Below are 19829 nucleotides of genomic sequence, written 5' to 3' on the forward strand. Positions count from 1 at the left end.
TCTATATTAAATTTTTATTGACTTACCGATCAAAACATTTAAGTAATTTTTTCTTTTTAAGAATAATTTTCTTTTCGACTTCTTCTAACTCAGAACTGCGTTCGCAAAGTTCCAATTGAGCGCGTCGTGCTTCTAAACGAAGAAGTTCTCCTTTAATTAATTCAATTTTTTTGTAGCGTAAGAAATTTTTCTTTTGCATACGTTCTGCAAAGTGTTGTCGTTTTTCTTCAGGGATTGCTTGATATTTCTTTTTCAAGTCAGCGACACACTTTTCAAATTCTTCACTCACCGAAACAACTTCCTTCCAAAATTTAATCTGACTAATTATAACAAATTTTACCAAAAGTACAAGCAAAATTGCTTTCTTTTTTTCAAAAGAAATTCAGACAAAACTTAACGCGGGAAAAGCTGATTTCTAGGAGCTGAACATGGTTAATCTTCATTAACAATAATATCAATTTCTGCCTCTTCATTCATCCGTGTTGAAAGAAAAAGAACCATTTCTTCTAGTGGCGCAGAAAAGCGTAAAACCACCCCTCTTCTGCCTTTTTTTAAATACCCTAAACGAATACCGTTCGACTTTTGAACGAGGACAATCTTTTCGATATCTTTAAAGGCCGTGCCCCGATTGTCAAAAGGATGCGTAATAATACAGTCCTCCGCAAAACCTCTTGCATCGTAAAGAAAACTGAAGATAATCAAAATATATAACACACTTCGAATCATTTCAATTTTATCTCCTGCCGAAAATGCATTGGCCAGAATCATTAAACTAAAAAAAGCAACTAAATATTTTGTTGTAGGATGTTTTGCAGCCGGAATTACAATACTTTTACGTACGAAGTAAAAGTAACCATACATAACGACGACAAATAAAAATAGCAATAACGTAAATCCATCGATAATCACAAACGACTCCTTTATTTCTTTTTCTTTTGAATATCTGTTAATATATCATTTATTTCTTTAATTTCTTTTTTTGATTCGTTAATCTTTTTGATAACCGCCTCACGGTTTTTTCCAGGCGGTAAGTCAATTGATTCTTGGTAGTAGTTTGCTAAAGCTTGAACTTTTTTCATTTTTTCGCTTTGCAACAAGGCTATATTTCTTTTCATTTAACCGCCTCCTCTTCCTTAGTATACATTACTTTGTAAGGAATTGCTTAATTTGCAAGATATTTTCTAATAAAAAGGAGTAATTTTACATTTTCTTATAAACAAAAAGTATTCGGCTGAGTAACAGCAGCGAACGACAAAATAATAGAATAAAAGATGAGACAGAAGTAGTTTACTTTTGTCTCATCTTTTATTATTGAGCTGAAATCGCTAAACCAATTGCTTTTTCCCCTAGGTGGGTCCCAATAACTGGACCAAAATGACCGATTTCAATTTCTGCATTTGGGTATAGCTTTTGTAATTTTGCTTGTTCTTTTTCAGCAACGATGCGGTTATTGGCATGAATCACATACAGTTTAACTGGCGCTTCAATCCCTGCGTTTCGTTCACCAATAATCTTTTCTGCACGAGCAAAAGCTTTCTTTGTTGAACGGATTTTTTCAAATAATACAATTTTTCCATCTTCAAAAGTCAAGATAGGTTTAATCTTCAATAGCCCAGCGATCAAGGCTGCGCCATTCGTTAAGCGACCGCCACGAACTAAGTTGTTCAGATCTTCTACAATTAGATATGCATACGTATTATCACGAATTAAATCTAATTTGGCAAAAATTTCTTCTAAGCTGGCTTTTTCTTCTGTTAAATCTAAAGCAGCTTCTACCATGTGTCCCATTGGCATACTTGTAATTTTTGAGTCATATGGATACAAAGCAACGCCTGGGATTTCATCAGTAAGTCCGTGCAATGTATGAACAAAACCAGAGATTCCTGAAGAAAGATGAATGCTGATGATGGTGTCGTACCCTTGTTCAGCGATTGATTTGTAAAGCTCTAACACTTCTCCTAAAGCAGGTTGTGAAGTCGTCGGAAATTCTTTACTATTATTTAGCAATGCATAATATTCATCTGCTTCAATGTCAATGCCTTCGTTGTATATTTTTCCATCTAAAATGACTGGGATGGGAATTACAAAAAGATTCGGATGATCTTTAATGCGCTCGGGTAAATAAGCTGTACTATCTGTCACAATAGCAATTTTCATTTTGTAACCTCGTTTCACTAATTTTCCACGTTGTTTCTAATATAGCATAAAAAAGGATATTTTAAAATGCTTTCCTTATTCGTTCAGGAATTTTTCGATGGCGTCAGCATTTTTTTGTTCATCTACTTCTAAAATACTGCCTGCATAAGAGGATTCACCAAAATTCCAAGAATCTGGTACCGGAACCGATAATGACTCAACCCCTGCTTTTCCTTTAATCAGCAATGATGGTCCGTTCGTTAACATGAAACTAACAGGCACATCTGTCGACATATAGCCGACTAATTTCCCAAGTGATTCTGGGGTTCTTAATAAAGTCATTGGGTTTTTCATTTGGCTCATTACAGCTGACATAACTTGTTGTTGGCGACGAACCCGACCAAAGTCGCCTTCTTCATCCATCCTAAAGCGAGCGTATTGAAGTAAGACATGTCCATCCATGACCTGTTGCCCTTTTTCAATATCAACACCATCTAAATTCAGTGATTTTTCTGCATCGATTTTGACACCTTTTGGAAACATAGAGTCAACAATTTTTTCAAATGATTGGAAATCTACCTTAGCATAATATTTCGTATCTAAATTAAAGTTTTGTTTTAACGTTTCACGAACCAATTCAGCACCGCCATAAGCGTATGCGGCATTAATTTTATTCGGCCCGACACCAGGAATGTCCACGAATGTATCACGCATAAATGAAATTAATTTCGGTTTTTTTGATGGTCCATTTAGTTGGAGAACCATTATTGTGTCGGCTCGTCCAGCATCTTCCCCACGTGTATCGCTGCCAAGAATTAAAATATTCTTAGCCCCATTGCTACTTTTGACACCATTAAATGTTTCTACTTTTTCTTGAGGCAACGAGTCATCATGTTCTGCTGCAGATTTTCCTTTTAAAAACATGACTGTACTATAGGCAAATAACAGAATCAATAGGATCACTAGCCATTTGAAAAAGCGTTTTGTTTTTGATTTTTTACGTTTCTTTTTTGGTTTCTTGTCTTTTTTTCCGCGGGGTGGTTGGTCAGAACCGTTGCCACCACCTGAATCTGTTTGATGTCGCCTCTCACTTCTGCGACTGTCCTCAGTATAGCTGTCTTCGTAAACTGGCTCTTGAAGGCTTTCAGCTAGTTCTTCTGGTTCTTCTTCTCTATGTTCACCCATTGATTTTCGGGGATTAAAGGTCTTTTTATGCTCTGCTGGTCTCGATTTTTCATGAATATGTTTATAACGATCTACACGACTCATCGTGTCACTCCTTTACCTCTGTGTTTTATCACCTTTCTTAGGATACCTCATTTCGCAGGAAATTCCTATTACAAATATGTAATTTAATAAAAAATGAAACTCACTTTATCTAATAAGTAAGCTTCATTTTCATTTTTAACTCTTTAAAGTGTGGACAAAACATAGATCGGGTAATCCCCTAAAATTTTTATTTCTGCGCCAATCAGTTCCAGTTCTGTTAAAGCTGCTTCAATTAGTTTTTCTGGTTGATCATTCACTAAGTCCATTAAAAAGAAGTACTCTCCGAGCTTTGTTTTCAACGGCCGCGATTCTATTTTGCTAAGATTAATCCCTCGCCAACTAAACACGCTTAATGCTTTGTGTAAAGAGCCAGGAACATTACTTGGCATCGTAATCGCCAACGTTATTTTTTTCTCAGATAGCGGGAAAGAAATCGCTAAATTTTCAGAACCAAGAACCCAAAATCGGGTTTGATTTACCGATAAATCTTGTATATTTTTTTCAACAATGGTCAAATCATACATTTCCGCAGAAAGTTTTGGTGCAATAGCTGCAAAAGGTAATTCTGGATGTTCTGCAATGTATTTGGCGGCGTAAGCTGTTGAAGGCGTTGCTTCTAAAATCGCTTCTGGAAAGTTTTTCTCTAGAAACATCTGCGATTGAGCTAATGCTTGCGGATGTGATAAAATTTTCTGACTTTGTTGCCAAATCGCTTGATTCTCTTTTGCCACCATTAATTGTTGTTGAATCGGTAAAACTAACTCTGCTTGGACAGGTAACTGCGCTTGATGATACAAATAATCTATCGATGCGTTAACAGTTCCTTCAATCGTGTTTTCTATTGGAATAATGCTACATGCCACTTCTTGCTGTTCAATTGCTTTCAAGCAAGCTGGAATCGATGCGTACGGTATCAATGTAGCATCAGGAAAAGCAGCCAACGTTGCACTGTACGTAAAGGAACCAATCGGACCTAAATAACCAACTTTCATCGTTTCTCTACTCCTTTAATTGTTGCAGAATTTCATTGATAATTTCTTCTGGCAAGCGATTGGTCGTATCAATTGTCATCTTCGCACATTCTTCATAAAAATTTTTACGAGACTCAAACAAAGTAATGATTTCTTTTGAAGAACGTTCTATAGCTAAGGGGCGTTGGTTTTCAGTATCTTCTGCGATTCTTTTTAACAGCTCTTCTGGTGTCGCATGTAAATAAATCACTTGCTGAAAAGATTTTAATAAGCTACGATTTTCTGGTCCGACAACAATCCCGCCCCCAGTTGAAAGGACGGCTGTATTTTTTGACAGCTCCTTTAAAAGTTGGGTTTCCTGTTCTCGGAAAGCTGCTTCACCATATTTTTCGAAATAGTCAGGAATTGAGCGTCCTATTTTTTCAATTAACGCTGTATCTAAATCAAGATGAGGCATCTTTAGTTTATTGGCCAAACTTTGGCCGATAGTTGTTTTACCCGCACCCATGAAACCAATTAAAACAATGCTTTCCATGGTTCGTTATCCTCCTTCGTTAACAACTTAAACGTTCTAAGTCGTCAAAAAATGCTGGATAAGAAACTGAAACTGCTTCAGCCTTATCTAATTCAACAGTGCCTTCTTTTACAAGTAATGCAGCAATTTGTAACATCATCCCGATACGATGATCCCCATAACTGGTAACTCTTCCACCATGTAAAGAAGTTGGCCCATGTATAATTAAGCCATCATCAGTAGGCGTGATGTCGGCGCCTAAAATTGTTAATTCTTTCGCTACTGCATCAATCCGATTGGTTTCTTTGACTTTCAATTCTTCTGCATCTCGAATGATTGTCGTGCCAGTAGCCTGAGTAGCTAACAAAGCAATAATCGGTAACTCATCAATTAAACGTGGGATAATAGCGCCACCAATCTCTGTAGCTGTCAATTGACTCGTTTTTACAAGTAAATCGCCAGAGTGATTGGCCTCATCTTCATTTAAAATAGTGACGGAACCACCCATGTTTTTAATCACATCTAAAATACCTGTCCGCGTTTGATTTAAGCCAACATTTTTCAGAAGTATCTCGCTATCTGGGACTACTAAACCCGCAACTAAAAAGAAAGCTGCAGAAGAGATATCACCAGGAACTACCACATTTTGACCTGTTAATTGTTGCGGTCCAGTCAACATAATTTTTTTACCGTCTACTTCAAGCGTCCCACCAAATTGTCGAATCATCTCTTCTGTATGATCACGTGTCTTTTCTTTCTCAACCACTACAGAAGTGCCCTTGGCTTGCAAAGCGGCGAATAAAATAGCCGATTTCACTTGAGCACTCGCAACAGGCATTGTGTAGTCAATCGGTTGCAAATTTTGAGTCCCGCGAATAGAAATTGGCGGAAACTCCGTTTGTTGAACCCCTTGACATTCCGCTCCCATTTGGTTTAAAGGAAGCATCACACGATTCATCGGTCGTTTAGCAATAGACGCATCACCAGCTAGGCGCGTTTCAAAGGGACAGCCAGCTAAAATGCCCAGCATTAGACGAATTGTTGTCCCTGAATTTCCAACATCAATTGTATTCTTCGCCTTTTTTAAACCTGCAAATCCTTGCCCCTCAACGGTGATTGTCGTCCCGTCATCTTCAATGTTCACACCTAAAGAACGAAACGCCGCTAAGGTACTTAAACAATCTTCGCCTCTTAGAAAATTTGTAATCGTCGTTTTTCCAGAAGAAATCGCTCCAAACATAATACTTCTATGGGAAATCGATTTGTCGCTAGGAACCATCAGAGTCCCTTGTAAATGTTTCACATTTGTACGTAGTTGCACCCTCATCACCTCTTATTTTTCGTAACATGTATAGTTCGTTTTTTTAGATAAAATTTGTTTTGCAGCTTGGCAGTCTGGTTGATTTTTAAAAGACAATTGAAGAATCCCATAGATTTCTTCTCTCGTTTCTAAAATTTTAATATTTGTAAGAGAAAGGTCCGCTTCGCCTAAAATTTGCGTAATTTCAGCAATGATTCCTGGTTGATCTGGTACATCAACAAACAGATCATAGAAAGCTGGGATTGCGCCTTCTTTATGAATGGGCAACTGAGCACGTGTTTCTTTGGCCTTATCAAAAAAATTACGAATAGCTGGGGCATTTTTTTCTGTTAACCATTGGCAAACAGTAGTCATCTCTTTTTGCCAATTTTCTAGTAAGTCCAATAATACTAAGCGATTGCTTAATAAAATATCCGTCCACATCGTTGCATCAGAGGAAGCAATTCGAGTAATATCTCTGAATCCTCCAGCCGCTAGCTGCTGCGCTCTAGGGTAAGTGGTATTCAGTTGCTGACTTTCGTTCACTAACGCTGCGGCAACAATATGTGGCAAGTGACTTAGAGCACCAGTAATTTCATCATGTTCCTGTGCAGGCATCGTAATAAACTTCGCATGCGTTCCTTTTAGTAACGTTTGTAACTCCTGAATCTGTTTGTTTTTTTCGCCATGGTCATCGGTAAAAATATAGTAGGCATTTTCAAACAAACGTTCATCAGCGGCTGTTACGCCGGATTTATGTGAACCAGCCATTGGATGACCACCAATAAAATTTTTCATGTTAAGCTTTGTTGCTAACTGATTAATTTCCACCTTGGTACTACCCACATCTGTGATCAGAGCAGTTTCTAGTGACAATTGGTTTAATTCTTCTAGTTGTACTAAAGTTGCTTTAACTGGGGAACAAAGAAAAATAATCTCTGCTCGTCTTGCCCCACTTGTTAAAGATTCAGCTATCTCATCAATTAGACCCGTTTTCTTAGCAAATTCAGTTGACTCCGCTTGATTATCGAAACCGATAATCTCACTGTTGGGATGTCCTTTTTTGATACACAAAGCCAGTGAACTCCCGATTAGCCCTAATCCTACGATTAAAATACGTTTCTTCATTTTTTCCCTCCATATACTTGCGACTTTCTTCCATTAAAAGTTTTGAGTATATAGACGATAACGTTTCACTGCTTCTTTCATTTGTTCAAATGAGTCACTATCAAATTTTTCGAGCATAGCCTTCGCTACTTCCGTTGCAACAACGGCTTCACAAACAACGCTAGCGGCCGGTACCGCCGTGCTATCAGAGCGCTCAACACTGGCCTTATAAGGCTCTTTTGTATCAATATTCACGCTTTGTAATGGTTTATAAAGGGTTGGAATAGGTTTCATGACACCACGAACGATGATTGGCATTCCGTTGGTCATTCCTCCTTCAAAACCGCCTAAATTGTTGGAAGTTCTGGTATAACCAGTACTTTCGTCCCAAACAATCTCGTCCATCACTTGACTACCAGGGCGTTGCGCCATTTCAAATCCAATGCCAAACTCAGCACCTTTAAAAGCATTGATGCTTACAACAGCTTGCGCAATTTTGGCATCTAGTTTACGATCCCATTGAACATAGCTACCTAAGCCAGCTGGAACGCCACCCACAAGTACTTCTACTACCCCACCAATTGTATCGCCATTTTTCTTGGTTTGGTCAATTAGTTCTTTCATTTTTTCTTCTACGGAAGGATCTAATACGCGAACGGCAGATTGTTCAGATCGTTCTTGAATTTCACGAATCGTTAAATTTTCAGGAATCGTAGCTTCAATCCCACCTAATACCGCGACATGCCCAGCAACTTGGATATCCAATTCAGCTAAGAGTTTTTTAGCAACCGCACCAATCGCCACACGCATCGTTGTTTCTCGTGCCGAAGACCGTTCTAAAACATTCCGTAAATCATCATGTTGATATTTCATTCCACCGACTAAATCAGCATGTCCTGGACGTGGTTTGCTGACGCGGCGGATTTTCTTTTGTTTTTCAGGAACTGGCTCTACTGACATCACGGAGGTCCAATTTTTCCAGTCTTTGTTTTCGACAATCAACGTTACTGGTGAGCCAAGTGTTTTACCATGCCGAATACCCGAAGTAATACGTACTTGGTCTTTTTCAATTTTCATCCGTCCCCCACGACCGTAACCGCCTTGACGTCTTGCTAATTCTCGGTTAATCTCTTCGCTACTTAAAGGCAAGCCGGCTGGTAAGCCTTCAATAATAGCAGTTAATTCAGGTCCATGTGATTCGCCTGCTGTAATAAAGCGCATCTTAAATTCCTCCTTCTCTATTTAAAAATGCTCGAATTTCTTCCGTTGGTAAAGAGACAATTTTCGCTTGACCAATTTTTTCTAAGACAATGATTTTAATCTGTCCCCCACGTGTTTTTTTATCATGTGTAATTGCTTGATAGAGACGTTCTTCTGGCCAACGATCTGTCGTTACTGGTAAATCGAACTTTTCTAGCATGGTGACCAACTCTTGGGTAGTCCCAAGTGGGGAAAGCCCTCGTTGTTCTGCGACTTGAGTTATTTGAATCATTCCTAAAGAAACGCCTTCACCGTGAGCAATCACCCCGTAACCAGCTGTATTTTCTAATGCGTGGCCAATCGTATGCCCAAAATTCAGAATCAAACGTAAGCCCAAATCTAATTCATCTTCTTCGACGACATCACGTTTAATCTTGCAACAGTCCGTGATAATTTCTTCTGCATGTGCCACTAAATCTTGTTCATTTTCCAAAGAGGATAAACGGTGCCACAATTCAACATCAGCGATAGCTGCTGATTTTACAATTTCTGCAATTCCTTCACGCACACGTCTAGGTTCTAATGTTTTAAGTGTATTAGGATCAATTAAAACCCCATCTGGTTGGACAAAAGTACCGACAAGATTTTTGGCTTTTTTAGTGTTAACCGCTGTTTTACCTCCAATGCTACTATCTACTTGTGCCAGTAAGGTTGTTGGTACTTGCAAAAAGTGAATACCGCGCATATAGGTTGAAGCGACAAATCCAGCTAGATCTCCCACAACGCCTCCACCTAGAGCAATTAGACCATCACTTCGAGTCAATTGCTGTTCCGCTAAAAAATCATAAAGCAGCTGAGCTGTTTCGAGGCTCTTACTTTGTTCACCTGCCGCTACAGCAATCAATGATGTTTCAAAACCAGCAGCTTGCAATTCTTTCTCAACAGCTGCGCCATATAATTTATTCACCGTTTCATCGGTAATAATCGCTACCCGTTGTGGCTGCCACAGGCTACGTACCCAGGTGCCAATTTTATCTAAGGCACCTGTTTCGATGGTTAAATCATATGAATGTGTAGGTAACGTTACGGTTAATTTCATGTCCTCTACTCCTCTGTCTTTACTAATCTTCTAAAGCATTAATTTCTTTCATTGCTTTTTCGATGATATGAACTTCTTTCATCATACGTAGGTAAGTTTTTTCATTCAAGGATTGTGGCCCATCTGACCACGCATTCGCTGGATCTGGGTGAATTTCTACAATCAAGCCGTCCGCACCTGAAGCAACACCTGCTCGGGCCATTGGCGGTACTAAATCCCAGATACCAACACCATGACTCGGATCAACAATAATTGGAAAATGACTTAATTTTTTAATTAAAGGCACCGCACTTAAATCAAGTGTATTGCGCGTAGCGGTTTCGTACGTACGAATCCCACGTTCAATGAAGATCACATTGAAATTTCCTTGCGCAGCAATGTATTCAGCTGCGTTTAGCCATTCATCAATCGTACCAGCAATCCCGCGTTTTAAGCCGATAGGTTTTCCAGTTTTACCAACCGCTTGTAATAACTTGAAATTTTGCATGTTGCGCGCACCGATTTGTAAAATGTCACTGTATTTTGCGACAAGTTCTAAATTCGCTTCATCCATCACTTCTGTAATGACTTGCATATCTAATTCATCAGCCGCTTGGCGAATGTATTTTAGTCCTTCTTCTTCTAGTCCTTGGAAAGCGTATGGCGACGTTCTAGGTTTGAATGCACCACCTCGTAAAATTGTTGCACCGCCAGCTTTAGCAATTCGCGCACATTCACGAATCTGATCTAAGCTTTCGATTGAACAAGGGCCCGCCATCATGGTCATACTGCCGTCACCGATTTTAACACCGTTCACATCAACCACTGTATTCTCTGGATGAAATAAACGACTCGTTAGTTTGTAAGACAACGAAATGCGGACACTTTTTTCCACGCCTTCTAATGCTGTTAACTCTGCTTCAACTAATTTTTCTGTATCACCAATCAAGCCTATCACTGTTTTTCCATTATCTTGACTTGTTTGAGTAGTTAAGCCTGCACCTGTTACTAAATCAATGACTTGTTTCATTTGCTTTTCGGTTGCATTTTCTTTCATAATTACGATCATTATATTCTCTCCTCATGCCTTTAAACGGCGCTCTTTTTATCTATTTTCAATTTTACGTTTCACGACTGATACAGGCATTTTTTGTCCTGTCCATTGTTCAAAAGCAGCAGCTCCTTGATAAAGTAGCATGTCCAAGCCGTTGCTTGTTTCTGCGCCACGTAAACGGGCTTCTTTTAATAACTGTGTTTCTCTGGGATTATAAATAGCATCATACACGAATAACTTCGGCTGAATCATTGCATAATTTTCTATAGGACTACTATGCGCATGTGGATGCATACCCACACTCGTTGCATTAACTAACAAGACGCTTTCAGCAACATCTTTTGCTAGTTTTTCAGTATCCGCTAAATCATTTAAATGAATTACACAGTTGGTTCGTTCAGTGAAATTTGCCAGTTTTTTTTGACTGTCGTTAAACCCCGCGCTTTTCCTGTTGTAAACGGCGATTTCTTTCACGCCATCTAAAGCAGCTTGGGCAATGATTGATAAGGCTGCACCACCTGTTCCTAAGATGGTCATTTTATTCTGAAAAACGTCAACCTTTTTCTCTTTCAAACTCCACATAAAACCAGTACCATCCGTGCTGTCTCCGTAAAGTTTTCCATCTTTGTTGACAATCGTATTAATCGCGCCAACCAGTTGGGCGGTAGGACTTAGTTCATCCATATAACTTACAGCCGCCACTTTATTGGGCATTGATAAGTTGGCCCCTAACATGTGAAACGTTCGAATCGCTTCAATTGCTTGTGGCAATGTCTCTTGTCCAACGTCAAACGCCAGATACCGAGCATCAACTCCTAAATTTTGAAATGCTGTATTATGAATCAACGGTGAAATACTGTGTTGGCTGGGTTTCGCGAATAGCCCAGCTAAACGAGTAGATCCAGTTATTTCTTTCATCCTGTGTGCTCCTTTACGAAATTTTTTTAGTAAGTTTCTGAAATCCTAATTTTTGGCCAAACAAAAAGGATATTCACAGTAAATTTTAAGAAAAATCTACAGTGAATACCCTACAAAAAAGCAATATAAAAGCCACTATAGATTTTCTTAAATCTACATGGCTGAAAGTCATCTTAAATTTCCCTAGCCATTATAGATACAAACGTTTGTTGTCTGTACCCATAATGTTATGAATACAAACCTATCTAAAATAGCTAAAGTAAAAGTTATTCAGTTGTGTATGGTTTTTCTTCGTTGTTGTCATAAGAATCACTCCAAAACTGATTTAATTAAGAATTGTTAACAGTATACCGCTAGAAAAAACATGTGTCAACACTTATTCGCTTATTTTTTTGACTATTCCATTAAAAACAATGTTATTTTATTCGCCAAAAGACTAAAAAAGCCACAGGAACCAGTCATTTCACTGATTCCTGTGGGGCAAAAATTATTTTAATTCTTCAGCGTATACATCATCAACTGTTTGTGTTGGGTCGATAACAATGTATAAGTTTTTAGTTTTTTCGCTGACTTTTGTAGATTGATAGATGTTATCCAAGCCCTCATCTGTTTTATCTTTGTAAGGGAAATAAACTAAATCTGGTGTGCCATTTTTGTAAAGAATTTCCATACGTTCGATATCTTCATATTTTAAAGCACGAGAGAACATCCCTAATTCTAAGCCACCTAAGTTAATATCGTGGGTTTGAACATGATCTCCTTCTTGGAAAATTTCAATTTTGAACCCTTCACATGGATGAATTTCAACAAATTCACTACCATGGATACGGCCAAAACTTGTTGTAATATGTTTGATCCATAAATCACCAATAAAACGACGATCAATCGTCCAAGTTTCACCATTTCTGAAATAAAATTTAAGTCCTGTCATTTCTCTAGCCATAGCACAAATCTCCTTACTTAAAAATAATTTCTTACATTATTAGTTTACCATACTTTTGATAAACGGTCACAAACTTTCGCTGTAGATTCTTAATCTTTTGTTATTCTTTTAAAAAAAGAATCAATCTCAACTACTGCACGTTGGTGAGAACCTTTGGCAATTTGTCGCTCTCCTTCATAAGCAACAAATTCATAGCGTATTTTGTGTGCAGTCTGTTCAATGCTGGTCATCGTAACAACGATTGTCGCCCCTACCGCAGATGGATATAAGTGGCGCAATTCTAACACCGTTCCGACAGTTGTTTCCCCAACTGATAATTGGTCCTTCACAGCTTCTTTGGCTGTTTGTTCAATCATGGCAGCTAAAGCAGGGGTTCCTAAAACTTCTAAGTCACCAGAACCGAGCATTTTAGCCGTTTGTGATTCTTTCACCAAAAATTCTTTTGTAAACATTTCTGTTGGCATTATGCTTTCTCTCCTTTTGAACGTTGTTTTTTAGCAAACGAAAGCAGAACTTCTTGTTTATTCTCTAAGCTACCTTCAACAACGTGTTGCTCGATTTCAGCAATCAGTTCCCCTAACCATTTGCCTGGTGTTTCTTCTAAGACGGCTAAAAGGTCTTTTCCTGTGATGGCCAATTCATGTCTTTGATGGATGGGTAATGCCTTAACTAACTCTTTTGTTACTTGTACTTGACTCTCTTGTTGGTAATAATATAAAAGTCTTTCAACAAGTACTGCTGATTCTTCGCCTAATTCATAAAGCATCATTGGCTGCCAGTCGTTACTCAAACGAAAACGCAGACCACGTACTAATTGTGAAACGTTTTGAATTAATTGATTTGAAAGTTTCCAAGCCTTTAAGAAGGGGCGGATTTCTGCTTCTGGTAAATTCAATGATTGGATAAGTAACGTCCACGCTTCTGCTTCTGTTTCAATTTGACGAGCAGGCAAGTCCATTAAACGAAAAAGTCCAGCCCCTTGTTCTCGTAATTTGGGACAATATTGATAGCATTCTGTTTCAATAAACGGAGCTAAGCCACCTTGTCGATTAACCCCTAAAAGCATTTTTACAAATTCAATCGTAATGCGCTCTACTGAAATTTTTTCTAATAAAGGATGAAATTCAGCGATAGCGGCTAAGGTTTTTTCTTCAATTTTAAAATCTAATTGGCTAGCAAAGCGTAAGCCCCGCATCATCCGCAGAGCATCTTCATGAAACCGCTCATGGGGATTGCCGACTGCACGAATGGTTTGATTAGTTAAATCTTCGATACCATCAAATAAATCAATGATTTCGCCTGTGCTGTCAAGCGCCAAGGCATTAATCGTAAAATCTCGCCGTTTTAAGTCTTCTTTCAAGGAGCGAACAAAGGTGACTTCATCTGGTCGGCGAAAGTCTTGATAAGTTGACTCGGTACGAAAGGTTGTTACTTCATACTGTTGGTCTTCCATCAATACAAGGACTGTGCCATGTTCGATGCCCACATCAACGGTTCGTTTAAAAATTTGCTTAATTTCTTCTGGATAGGCACTTGTCGCAATATCGACATCATGGATTGGTTTATTTAATAAAGCATCACGGACACTGCCCCCGACAAAATACGCTTCAAAGCCCTGTGCATTGATTTCACGAATAACGGGAGCGGCTTCTTTAAATTCGTTTGGAATAGTTGTCAATTTCATAGCATCTGTTCCAATCCGTAAAGTAGTTCTGTTCTCTGTACCACTTGCCGACAAGCTAACGCCACTCCTGTCATGAATGAACGCCGATCATAAGAATCATGCCGAATAGTGAGCCCTTCACCTACACTGCCAAATTGGACTTGTTGGTGTGCCACTAAACCAGGTAAGCGGACACTATGGATTCGCAGACCCTCGAAATCAGCCCCGCGTGCCCCTGGTATTGATTCTACCTCTTGCGGATTCCCTTGTTTTTTTGCTGGCCGAACTTCTTGAATCATTTCTGCAGTTTTTATAGCCGTTCCACTTGGTGCATCTAATTTGTTATCATGATGTAATTCAATGATTTCCACATCCGGAAAATACTGTGCCGCTTTTTGGGCAAATTGCATCATTAAAACTGCCCCAATTGCAAAATTTGGCGCAATTAAGCCGCCGATGGCTTTTTCTCGAGATAGGTTTGTCAATTCGTTGATTTGTTCCTCCGTAAAGCCTGTCGTCCCAACAACTGGCGCCATACCATGTTCCAACGCAAAACGTGTATTTGGATAGGCGGCTTCAGGAACCGTAAAATCAATCCAAACATCTGGGTTGACAGCTAGGACTTCTTCTAAGCGCTGAAAAACGGGAATTGCTGTTTCATCATTGAAAGAAACAGTTTCTTGTGCTTCATGAGGATCATACACACCTACTAATTCAAAGTCTGCGGTTTCTAAGACCATTTGTGTAGCAGTACTGCCCATCCGTCCTTTAAACCCAGCGACAATTATTTTAATCATGTGTTTTCCCATCCTTTCTTTCAAAGCGATAGCGGTCCCGCTTGTTAAATTTGGCCATATTTTCTTCAAAAACTTCGGTTAAATCAATCTCTAAAGAATTTGCCATGCTAATCAATACAAAAAAGACATCTCCAAGTTCCTCTGATACTGTCTTTGGTTTTTCGTCTGCTTTTTTCTGTTTTTCACCATAATAATGATTGACTTCACGGGCTAATTCTCCGACCTCTTCCGTCAAACGAGCCATTTGTCCTAATGGTGAAAAATAGCCTGTTTTAAACTGTTGAATATAATCATCAACTTCCGTTTGCATCGATTGCAAACTACGTTGTTCTGATTCTGACATTTTACCCCAACCTTTCTTACTCTACCTCCTACATCTTATCAAAAACTTGGCTATCTGGAAAGGTTCTACTTGTTGTTTTATATAGAGAATGATACAGTTTATACTGTAAAAGGACGTGATTAAATGGAAGAACAAAGATTTTATTTTAAAGATGTGTTATTTATTGTATTAGGAAGCTGTATCTATGCCTTTGGTTTGGTTACTTTCAATATTGCTAATGACCTGGCCGAAGGTGGTGTCACAGGGATTACTTTGATTTTAAGAGCCTTATTTCATTTTAACCCAGCATATACGACATTATTAATCAATATTCCGCTCTTATTAATTGGTGGTAAAATTTTAGGCAAACGTTCCCTCTATTATACGCTAATTGGTACCGTGTCGTTATCGGTATTTTTGTGGTTTTGGCAAAAATTTCCTGTTGAAATTAATTTAGATCATGATTTATTGATTGCTGCTCTCTTAGCTGGTTTGGCCGCAGGATTCGGTAGTGGCCTTGTTTACCGCGTAGGCGGAACCACTGGTGGGACCGACGTCATTGCCCGCATTTTCGAAAAATACTTTGGGATTAGCATGGGCCGCTCGTTGTTACTTTTTGATGTTGCAGTCTTACTCCTCTCGTTAACCTATATTGATGTCAAACGAATGATGTATACTTTAATTGTGTCCTTTGTTTTCAGTCGTGTTGTTGATTCTGTACTCGATGGAGCCTATGCTGCGAAAGGAATTTTAATTGTTTCCAATCATTCCGAAGAAATCGGTCAAAGTTTAATGGCTTCTTTAGAACGTGGGGTAACATATTTAAATGGTGAAGGTGCTTATTCACAAGTGGAAAAACGGGTTCTCTACACGGTAGTCAGTCCTCGAGAAATAATGGAGGTCAAACGGATTGCTAATGAAATAGATGAAAAAGCCTTTGTGTCCATCATTAACGTACATGAAGCAATTGGCGAAGGCTTTACTTATGCAAAACCCAGCAAACAACGGCGCTTTAAATTAAAACAATAAATAAAACCCAGCATTTATTGAAAATGCTGGGTTTTATTTATTGTTGTTTCAAACGATTTAATTCATCGGATAATTCTAAAAACGCTTCTTTGTCGCCTGTTTCTAAAGCATCATCAATTTGAGCTTTAATTAATGCCATTCGCTGCGTTTGTTCTTCTTGCTTAAAATATTGATCAATCGCTCTGGCAACTTCCTGATCCACTTGTTCATTCCATGGCGCAAACGGATTGTCTTCTAAAACAGATAAATACTGGCTCGTTTGCCAAGCCTCTGGAAATACACATTCTAAATAAAGAGCTTTCCGCCAATTCATCCGAATCTCGTGAAAAATTTGTTCCGGATCTGTAAATTCTTGTGCTTGGATAAAAAGCAATAACGGCTCCTTACCTAAACCATCTGCTACCACGCGGATCCCTCGATCAGTCTTCTCTACGTTCTCAACAAAATGAACATTATTTAAAATCGCATCGTGCGTTAATAAGTAATTTAAAATCCACAGTACTTCTCTTCTTCCAAAAGGCACTGTATTCACTAACCAAGTTAAAAATTTTTTCTTTTCTGATAAACTAACAAACATCGTCGTTTCCTATCTTTCTTCCATATCTGCTAGCACAGATTGCATGTCGACATCACCAGGTTCATGTTCCAAATAATGGTGCAACAAGTGTTTTGCTTTTTCAAGTTCGCCTTCTTCTCGTAAGAACAATGCGTATTCTTTTAGAAATTCTGGTTCGTGAGACAATTCTTGCGCTGCTTGTTCGTAATGAACTTTAGCGACGGCAAAGTCTTCTAATTCGTTGTACGCTTTTGCTAAGTTCCATTCAGCATAAGGATGATCCGTTTCCTCTAAATCATTTAAGATAGTAATTACTTCCTCAAAACGCTCTTCCGTGATGTAGAGATTACTTAAGGTCAAACGACTTTCATCTGTTTTCTCACCTAATTCCAAAGCTTTTAACAACCAGTTTTCAGCACCTGCAATATCGTGTAAGCGATAGGCATTTTCAGAGGCAAATTGGTATAACTCTACTTGGAAGGGGTTTTCCGCAATTCCTTCTTCGATCACCGCTTTTGCTTCCTCTAATTGCTCTTCTTCTTGGAGCGCTTCCGCTAAATATAGATAAAGTGATTGAAAATGTGGGTTTAGTGTTTTTAATTGCTGGAACAACGCAATGGCTTTTTGATTCTCATGTAACTGTAAATAAGTGAAAGCTAACTGGAATAAACGATCGTCTGTTTGTTCTTCTTTGACCGCGGCTTCCAAATAAGGAACTGCTTCTTCAAAATCACCTAACATGCTGTAACTACTTCCTAAGCGTTCGTTCAAGGAAATAGCAGAGATTTGCGCTGTCCCACTTTCTACAATGCTTTGATAACGAGTAATAGCCTCGACAAATTGACCATTTGTAAAATATAGTTCTCCCAAAGCAAATTGAATTAACGGCTCTTCTGGCATAAGATTGGCTGCTTCTTTTAATTTCGCTTCACTGACTTCTGGAATCCCTAAAACTTGGTACAAATCCGCAGTAACTAAGAGACTTTGGACATAACTGTCACTAGTTTCTGGAATTTTTTCTAAATAGATGAATGCGTCATCTATTTCATTATTTTCAATGGCGATTTCTGCTAATGGAATGTTTAAGCCATCTGCATCGGGAAATTGTTCCAACAACTGTTGGAAAATTTGTTTGGCTTCTTCTAGAAAACCTAAAGATAATAACGTTTCCCCTAAATCAGCTAAGGTATTTTCATCATCTTTCTTTAATGCTTCTTCAAACATTAACTGTGCTTCTGCTAAATTTTCAGCTTGTAATGCTTGAACCATTTTTTCACTATATGACATAATTTCCCCTCAAATCTCTTTTAAAATTTCTTGGTATCTTTCAATCGTTGTTAACAGTTGATCGGGCGTTGGCTTTAAAGCTGCTCCTAGTTGACCGATTTTTTCCAACACCATAGGAGGACCTAGTGTTTCTGTGTGAGCCAAGACTTGTTCTGCGTAATCAGCACTTAAAATTTCTTTTGGAAACGCCACCGGAAAACCTAAGCGAATAAACCAAACGATAAAATTTTTAAATTGAAAGTCAAAGTGATTGACTTGCTGGCTCCATAAAACTTGTAACAACAATCTCAATAATCGTTTCATGGGACCTGATAACAAATGGCCATTTTCGGTTGTAGCAAAGGCCGCTTCAAAAACTCGACCAAATTGATCCACTTTTTCCCCTGCTTGTTCATAAAAAGATAACAACTCGTCTAAAATACCATTAAATGACGTTTGATTCAACCGTTTTTTATCTGGATACGTTTGGTATAGCATTTGTAAATAAGTATAATCACAGACAAGACCCGCTCGAATAAAAACGAGCAAATCAATTAAAGGAGCGGCACCTTTTTTATTGGTCAAGGTACTATCAAACAAAATTTCTTCTGAATGATTTTCTATATGCATGGTTGCATGCTGTGCTTGCTGAATTGTGACACTTGGTAAAAGCCCTTGCCGTAACGCTTGAACAGACACAGGCATCAGCCAACATTTGGAGGAACACTTACTTACTTGGTGCAAAAATGCGGTTAATTGTAGTACCCCTTCATTACCTAAACCAATCAATAAAACATCCTGATTTTCTGGCCAATCAGCTAAGAAACGTAACACACTTTCTAATTCTGATAAGTCATTGCAATGAACATCATTGCGACAAATATACCAGTTTAATCCCAACTGTTCCCCAAAGGCATAATTAATCTTCTCCGAAAAAAGATCATAGTAACGCTGATTCGCCAAAACAACGATTGACTCCGTCGTTACTGGTCGTTTTTTTAGGACGGAAGCAAATGTTTCTCCATAAATAATAGCGACCTTGTTTTCCCCTCTAGAATAGTTGTATTTCATTGATTCACCACCTTAAGACTGTTTCCTCTTCCTTCACCCCAAGTCTAGCATAACCACTAAAAAACAGCTACTGGCAACAACTTATTTTTGTCCTTCATTCATAAATCTTTCTCTTTTTATCAAAAAAGCAAGGAGCGAGTGTCGAACCGTTCCCGCTTGATTCTCGGAGCGAAGCACGTTTTTCTCACCCAAGGTTCGTTACAATTTAGCCTTTTAGCGTACTGTTTCGACCACCTCTTAAAATAACATTTTTTATGTATGATTCAAAAAAGAACCCTTGGAAACCAAGGGTTCTAATTGTCTGTCTTATTTCACTGCATCTTTCAATGCTTTACCTGGTTTGAATGCAGGTACTTTGCTTGCAGCGATTTGAATTTCTTGTCCAGTTTGTGGGTTACGTCCTTTACGAGCTGCGCGTTCGCGAACTTCAAAGTTACCAAAACCGATTAATTGAACTTTTTCACCTTTAGCAAGAGTTTCTTGAATTGTTGAAAAGACAGCGTCTACTGCTGCAGTAGCATCTTTTTTAGTTAAACCAGTTGAAGATGCAACGTTTTCGATTAATTCTGCTTTATTTGCCATGGATCATTTCACCTCCTCTATAAGAGATACGATGTTTTTACACACCTAAAGTT

23 protein-coding genes are annotated in these 19829 nt (G+C 38.5%); 1 reads left to right on the forward strand and 22 read right to left on the reverse strand.

Annotation, left to right across the window (positions count from 1 at the left end):
- Positions 1-22: 22 nt before the first annotated feature.
- The 18 genes from IGK96_RS06975 to IGK96_RS07060 form a co-directional block, all read right to left on the reverse strand.
- Complete coding sequence (locus IGK96_RS06975; RefSeq protein WP_002357572.1) at positions 23-355, reverse strand: ACP phosphodiesterase; 333 nt, start codon at positions 353-355, stop codon at positions 23-25.
- A gap of 77 nt (positions 356-432) precedes the next feature.
- Entirely contained in the window at positions 433-909 is a 477-nt protein-coding gene (locus IGK96_RS06980) for a hypothetical protein (RefSeq protein WP_002357573.1), read from the reverse strand.
- A gap of 11 nt (positions 910-920) precedes the next feature.
- Entirely contained in the window at positions 921-1115 is a 195-nt protein-coding gene (locus tag IGK96_RS06985) for a hypothetical protein (RefSeq protein ID WP_002357574.1), read from the reverse strand.
- 193 nt (positions 1116-1308) lie between these two features.
- The gene (locus IGK96_RS06990) at positions 1309-2157 is read right to left on the reverse strand and encodes a DegV family protein (protein ID WP_002382324.1); all 849 of its coding nucleotides are present in this window, start codon (positions 2155-2157) and stop codon (positions 1309-1311) included.
- Between the two features lie 75 nt (positions 2158-2232).
- Positions 2233-3405, reverse strand: coding sequence for an LCP family protein (locus tag IGK96_RS06995; protein WP_002365661.1), 1173 nt, complete (start codon positions 3403-3405; stop codon positions 2233-2235).
- A 143-nt stretch (positions 3406-3548) separates the two neighbouring features.
- Entirely contained in the window at positions 3549-4397 is an 849-nt protein-coding gene (pheA, locus tag IGK96_RS07000; protein ID WP_002374851.1) for a prephenate dehydratase, read from the reverse strand.
- A gap of 7 nt (positions 4398-4404) precedes the next feature.
- Complete coding sequence (locus IGK96_RS07005; protein WP_010775841.1) at positions 4405-4911, reverse strand: shikimate kinase; 507 nt, start codon at positions 4909-4911, stop codon at positions 4405-4407.
- A gap of 19 nt (positions 4912-4930) precedes the next feature.
- Positions 4931-6169 (reverse strand): 3-phosphoshikimate 1-carboxyvinyltransferase, encoded by a 1239-nt coding sequence (gene aroA, locus IGK96_RS07010; protein WP_347487533.1) that lies wholly within the window; start codon positions 6167-6169, stop codon positions 4931-4933.
- A 54-nt stretch (positions 6170-6223) separates the two neighbouring features.
- Positions 6224-7318, reverse strand: coding sequence for a prephenate dehydrogenase (locus IGK96_RS07015; protein WP_002379446.1), 1095 nt, complete (start codon positions 7316-7318; stop codon positions 6224-6226).
- A gap of 33 nt (positions 7319-7351) precedes the next feature.
- A complete protein-coding gene (gene aroC, locus IGK96_RS07020) occupies positions 7352-8518 on the reverse strand; it encodes a chorismate synthase (protein WP_002357582.1) in 1167 nt (388 codons plus the stop codon).
- Position 8519: 1 nt separating this feature from the next.
- Complete coding sequence (aroB, locus tag IGK96_RS07025) at positions 8520-9596, reverse strand: 3-dehydroquinate synthase (RefSeq protein WP_113821054.1); 1077 nt, start codon at positions 9594-9596, stop codon at positions 8520-8522.
- Between the two features lie 22 nt (positions 9597-9618).
- Positions 9619-10644, reverse strand: a complete 1026-nt coding sequence (aroF, locus tag IGK96_RS07030; RefSeq protein ID WP_002363948.1) for a 3-deoxy-7-phosphoheptulonate synthase — start codon at positions 10642-10644, stop codon at positions 9619-9621.
- A 36-nt stretch (positions 10645-10680) separates the two neighbouring features.
- On the reverse strand, positions 10681-11547 hold the full coding sequence (gene aroE, locus IGK96_RS07035) for a shikimate dehydrogenase (RefSeq protein WP_002377421.1): 867 nt from the start codon (positions 11545-11547) through the stop codon (positions 10681-10683).
- Between the two features lie 487 nt (positions 11548-12034).
- Complete coding sequence (locus IGK96_RS07040) at positions 12035-12490, reverse strand: hypothetical protein (protein ID WP_002357586.1); 456 nt, start codon at positions 12488-12490, stop codon at positions 12035-12037.
- 89 nt (positions 12491-12579) lie between these two features.
- Positions 12580-12954 carry a thioesterase family protein gene (locus tag IGK96_RS07045; RefSeq protein ID WP_010713406.1) on the reverse strand — a complete coding sequence of 125 codons (375 nt, stop codon included), beginning with the start codon at positions 12952-12954 and terminating at the stop codon, positions 12580-12582.
- Positions 12954-14174 carry a CCA tRNA nucleotidyltransferase gene (locus IGK96_RS07050; RefSeq protein WP_016617312.1) on the reverse strand — a complete coding sequence of 407 codons (1221 nt, stop codon included), beginning with the start codon at positions 14172-14174 and terminating at the stop codon, positions 12954-12956. The genes IGK96_RS07045 and IGK96_RS07050 overlap by 1 nt, the downstream gene beginning before the upstream one ends.
- Complete coding sequence (gene dapB, locus IGK96_RS07055; protein WP_002389245.1) at positions 14171-14950, reverse strand: 4-hydroxy-tetrahydrodipicolinate reductase; 780 nt, start codon at positions 14948-14950, stop codon at positions 14171-14173. The genes IGK96_RS07050 and dapB overlap by 4 nt, the downstream gene beginning before the upstream one ends.
- Positions 14943-15293 (reverse strand): nucleotide pyrophosphohydrolase, encoded by a 351-nt coding sequence (locus IGK96_RS07060; protein ID WP_002363944.1) that lies wholly within the window; start codon positions 15291-15293, stop codon positions 14943-14945. Before IGK96_RS07060 ends, dapB begins: the two co-directional genes overlap by 8 nt.
- Positions 15294-15416: 123 nt before the next feature.
- On the opposite strand from IGK96_RS07060, the gene IGK96_RS07065 reads away from it, so the two are divergent.
- The gene (locus tag IGK96_RS07065) at positions 15417-16301 is read left to right on the forward strand and encodes a YitT family protein (RefSeq protein ID WP_002357595.1); all 885 of its coding nucleotides are present in this window, start codon (positions 15417-15419) and stop codon (positions 16299-16301) included.
- Positions 16302-16338: 37 nt separating this feature from the next.
- On the opposite strand, the gene IGK96_RS07070 is transcribed toward IGK96_RS07065, so the two are convergent.
- From IGK96_RS07070 to IGK96_RS07085, 4 genes are all read right to left on the reverse strand, one after another.
- Positions 16339-16878 (reverse strand): ReoY family proteolytic degradation factor, encoded by a 540-nt coding sequence (locus tag IGK96_RS07070; protein ID WP_071646703.1) that lies wholly within the window; start codon positions 16876-16878, stop codon positions 16339-16341.
- 9 nt (positions 16879-16887) lie between these two features.
- The gene (locus tag IGK96_RS07075) at positions 16888-18144 is read right to left on the reverse strand and encodes a tetratricopeptide repeat protein (RefSeq protein WP_010816518.1); all 1257 of its coding nucleotides are present in this window, start codon (positions 18142-18144) and stop codon (positions 16888-16890) included.
- Between the two features lie 9 nt (positions 18145-18153).
- Complete coding sequence (locus IGK96_RS07080; protein ID WP_113851235.1) at positions 18154-19194, reverse strand: hypothetical protein; 1041 nt, start codon at positions 19192-19194, stop codon at positions 18154-18156.
- 306 nt (positions 19195-19500) lie between these two features.
- Positions 19501-19776 carry an HU family DNA-binding protein gene (locus tag IGK96_RS07085; RefSeq protein ID WP_002357604.1) on the reverse strand — a complete coding sequence of 92 codons (276 nt, stop codon included), beginning with the start codon at positions 19774-19776 and terminating at the stop codon, positions 19501-19503.
- Between the last annotated feature and the right edge of the window lie 53 nt (positions 19777-19829).

It is taken from the genome of Enterococcus sp. DIV0682, from assembly GCF_051712685.1.
Lineage (GTDB): Bacteria > Bacillota > Bacilli > Lactobacillales > Enterococcaceae > Enterococcus > Enterococcus faecalis.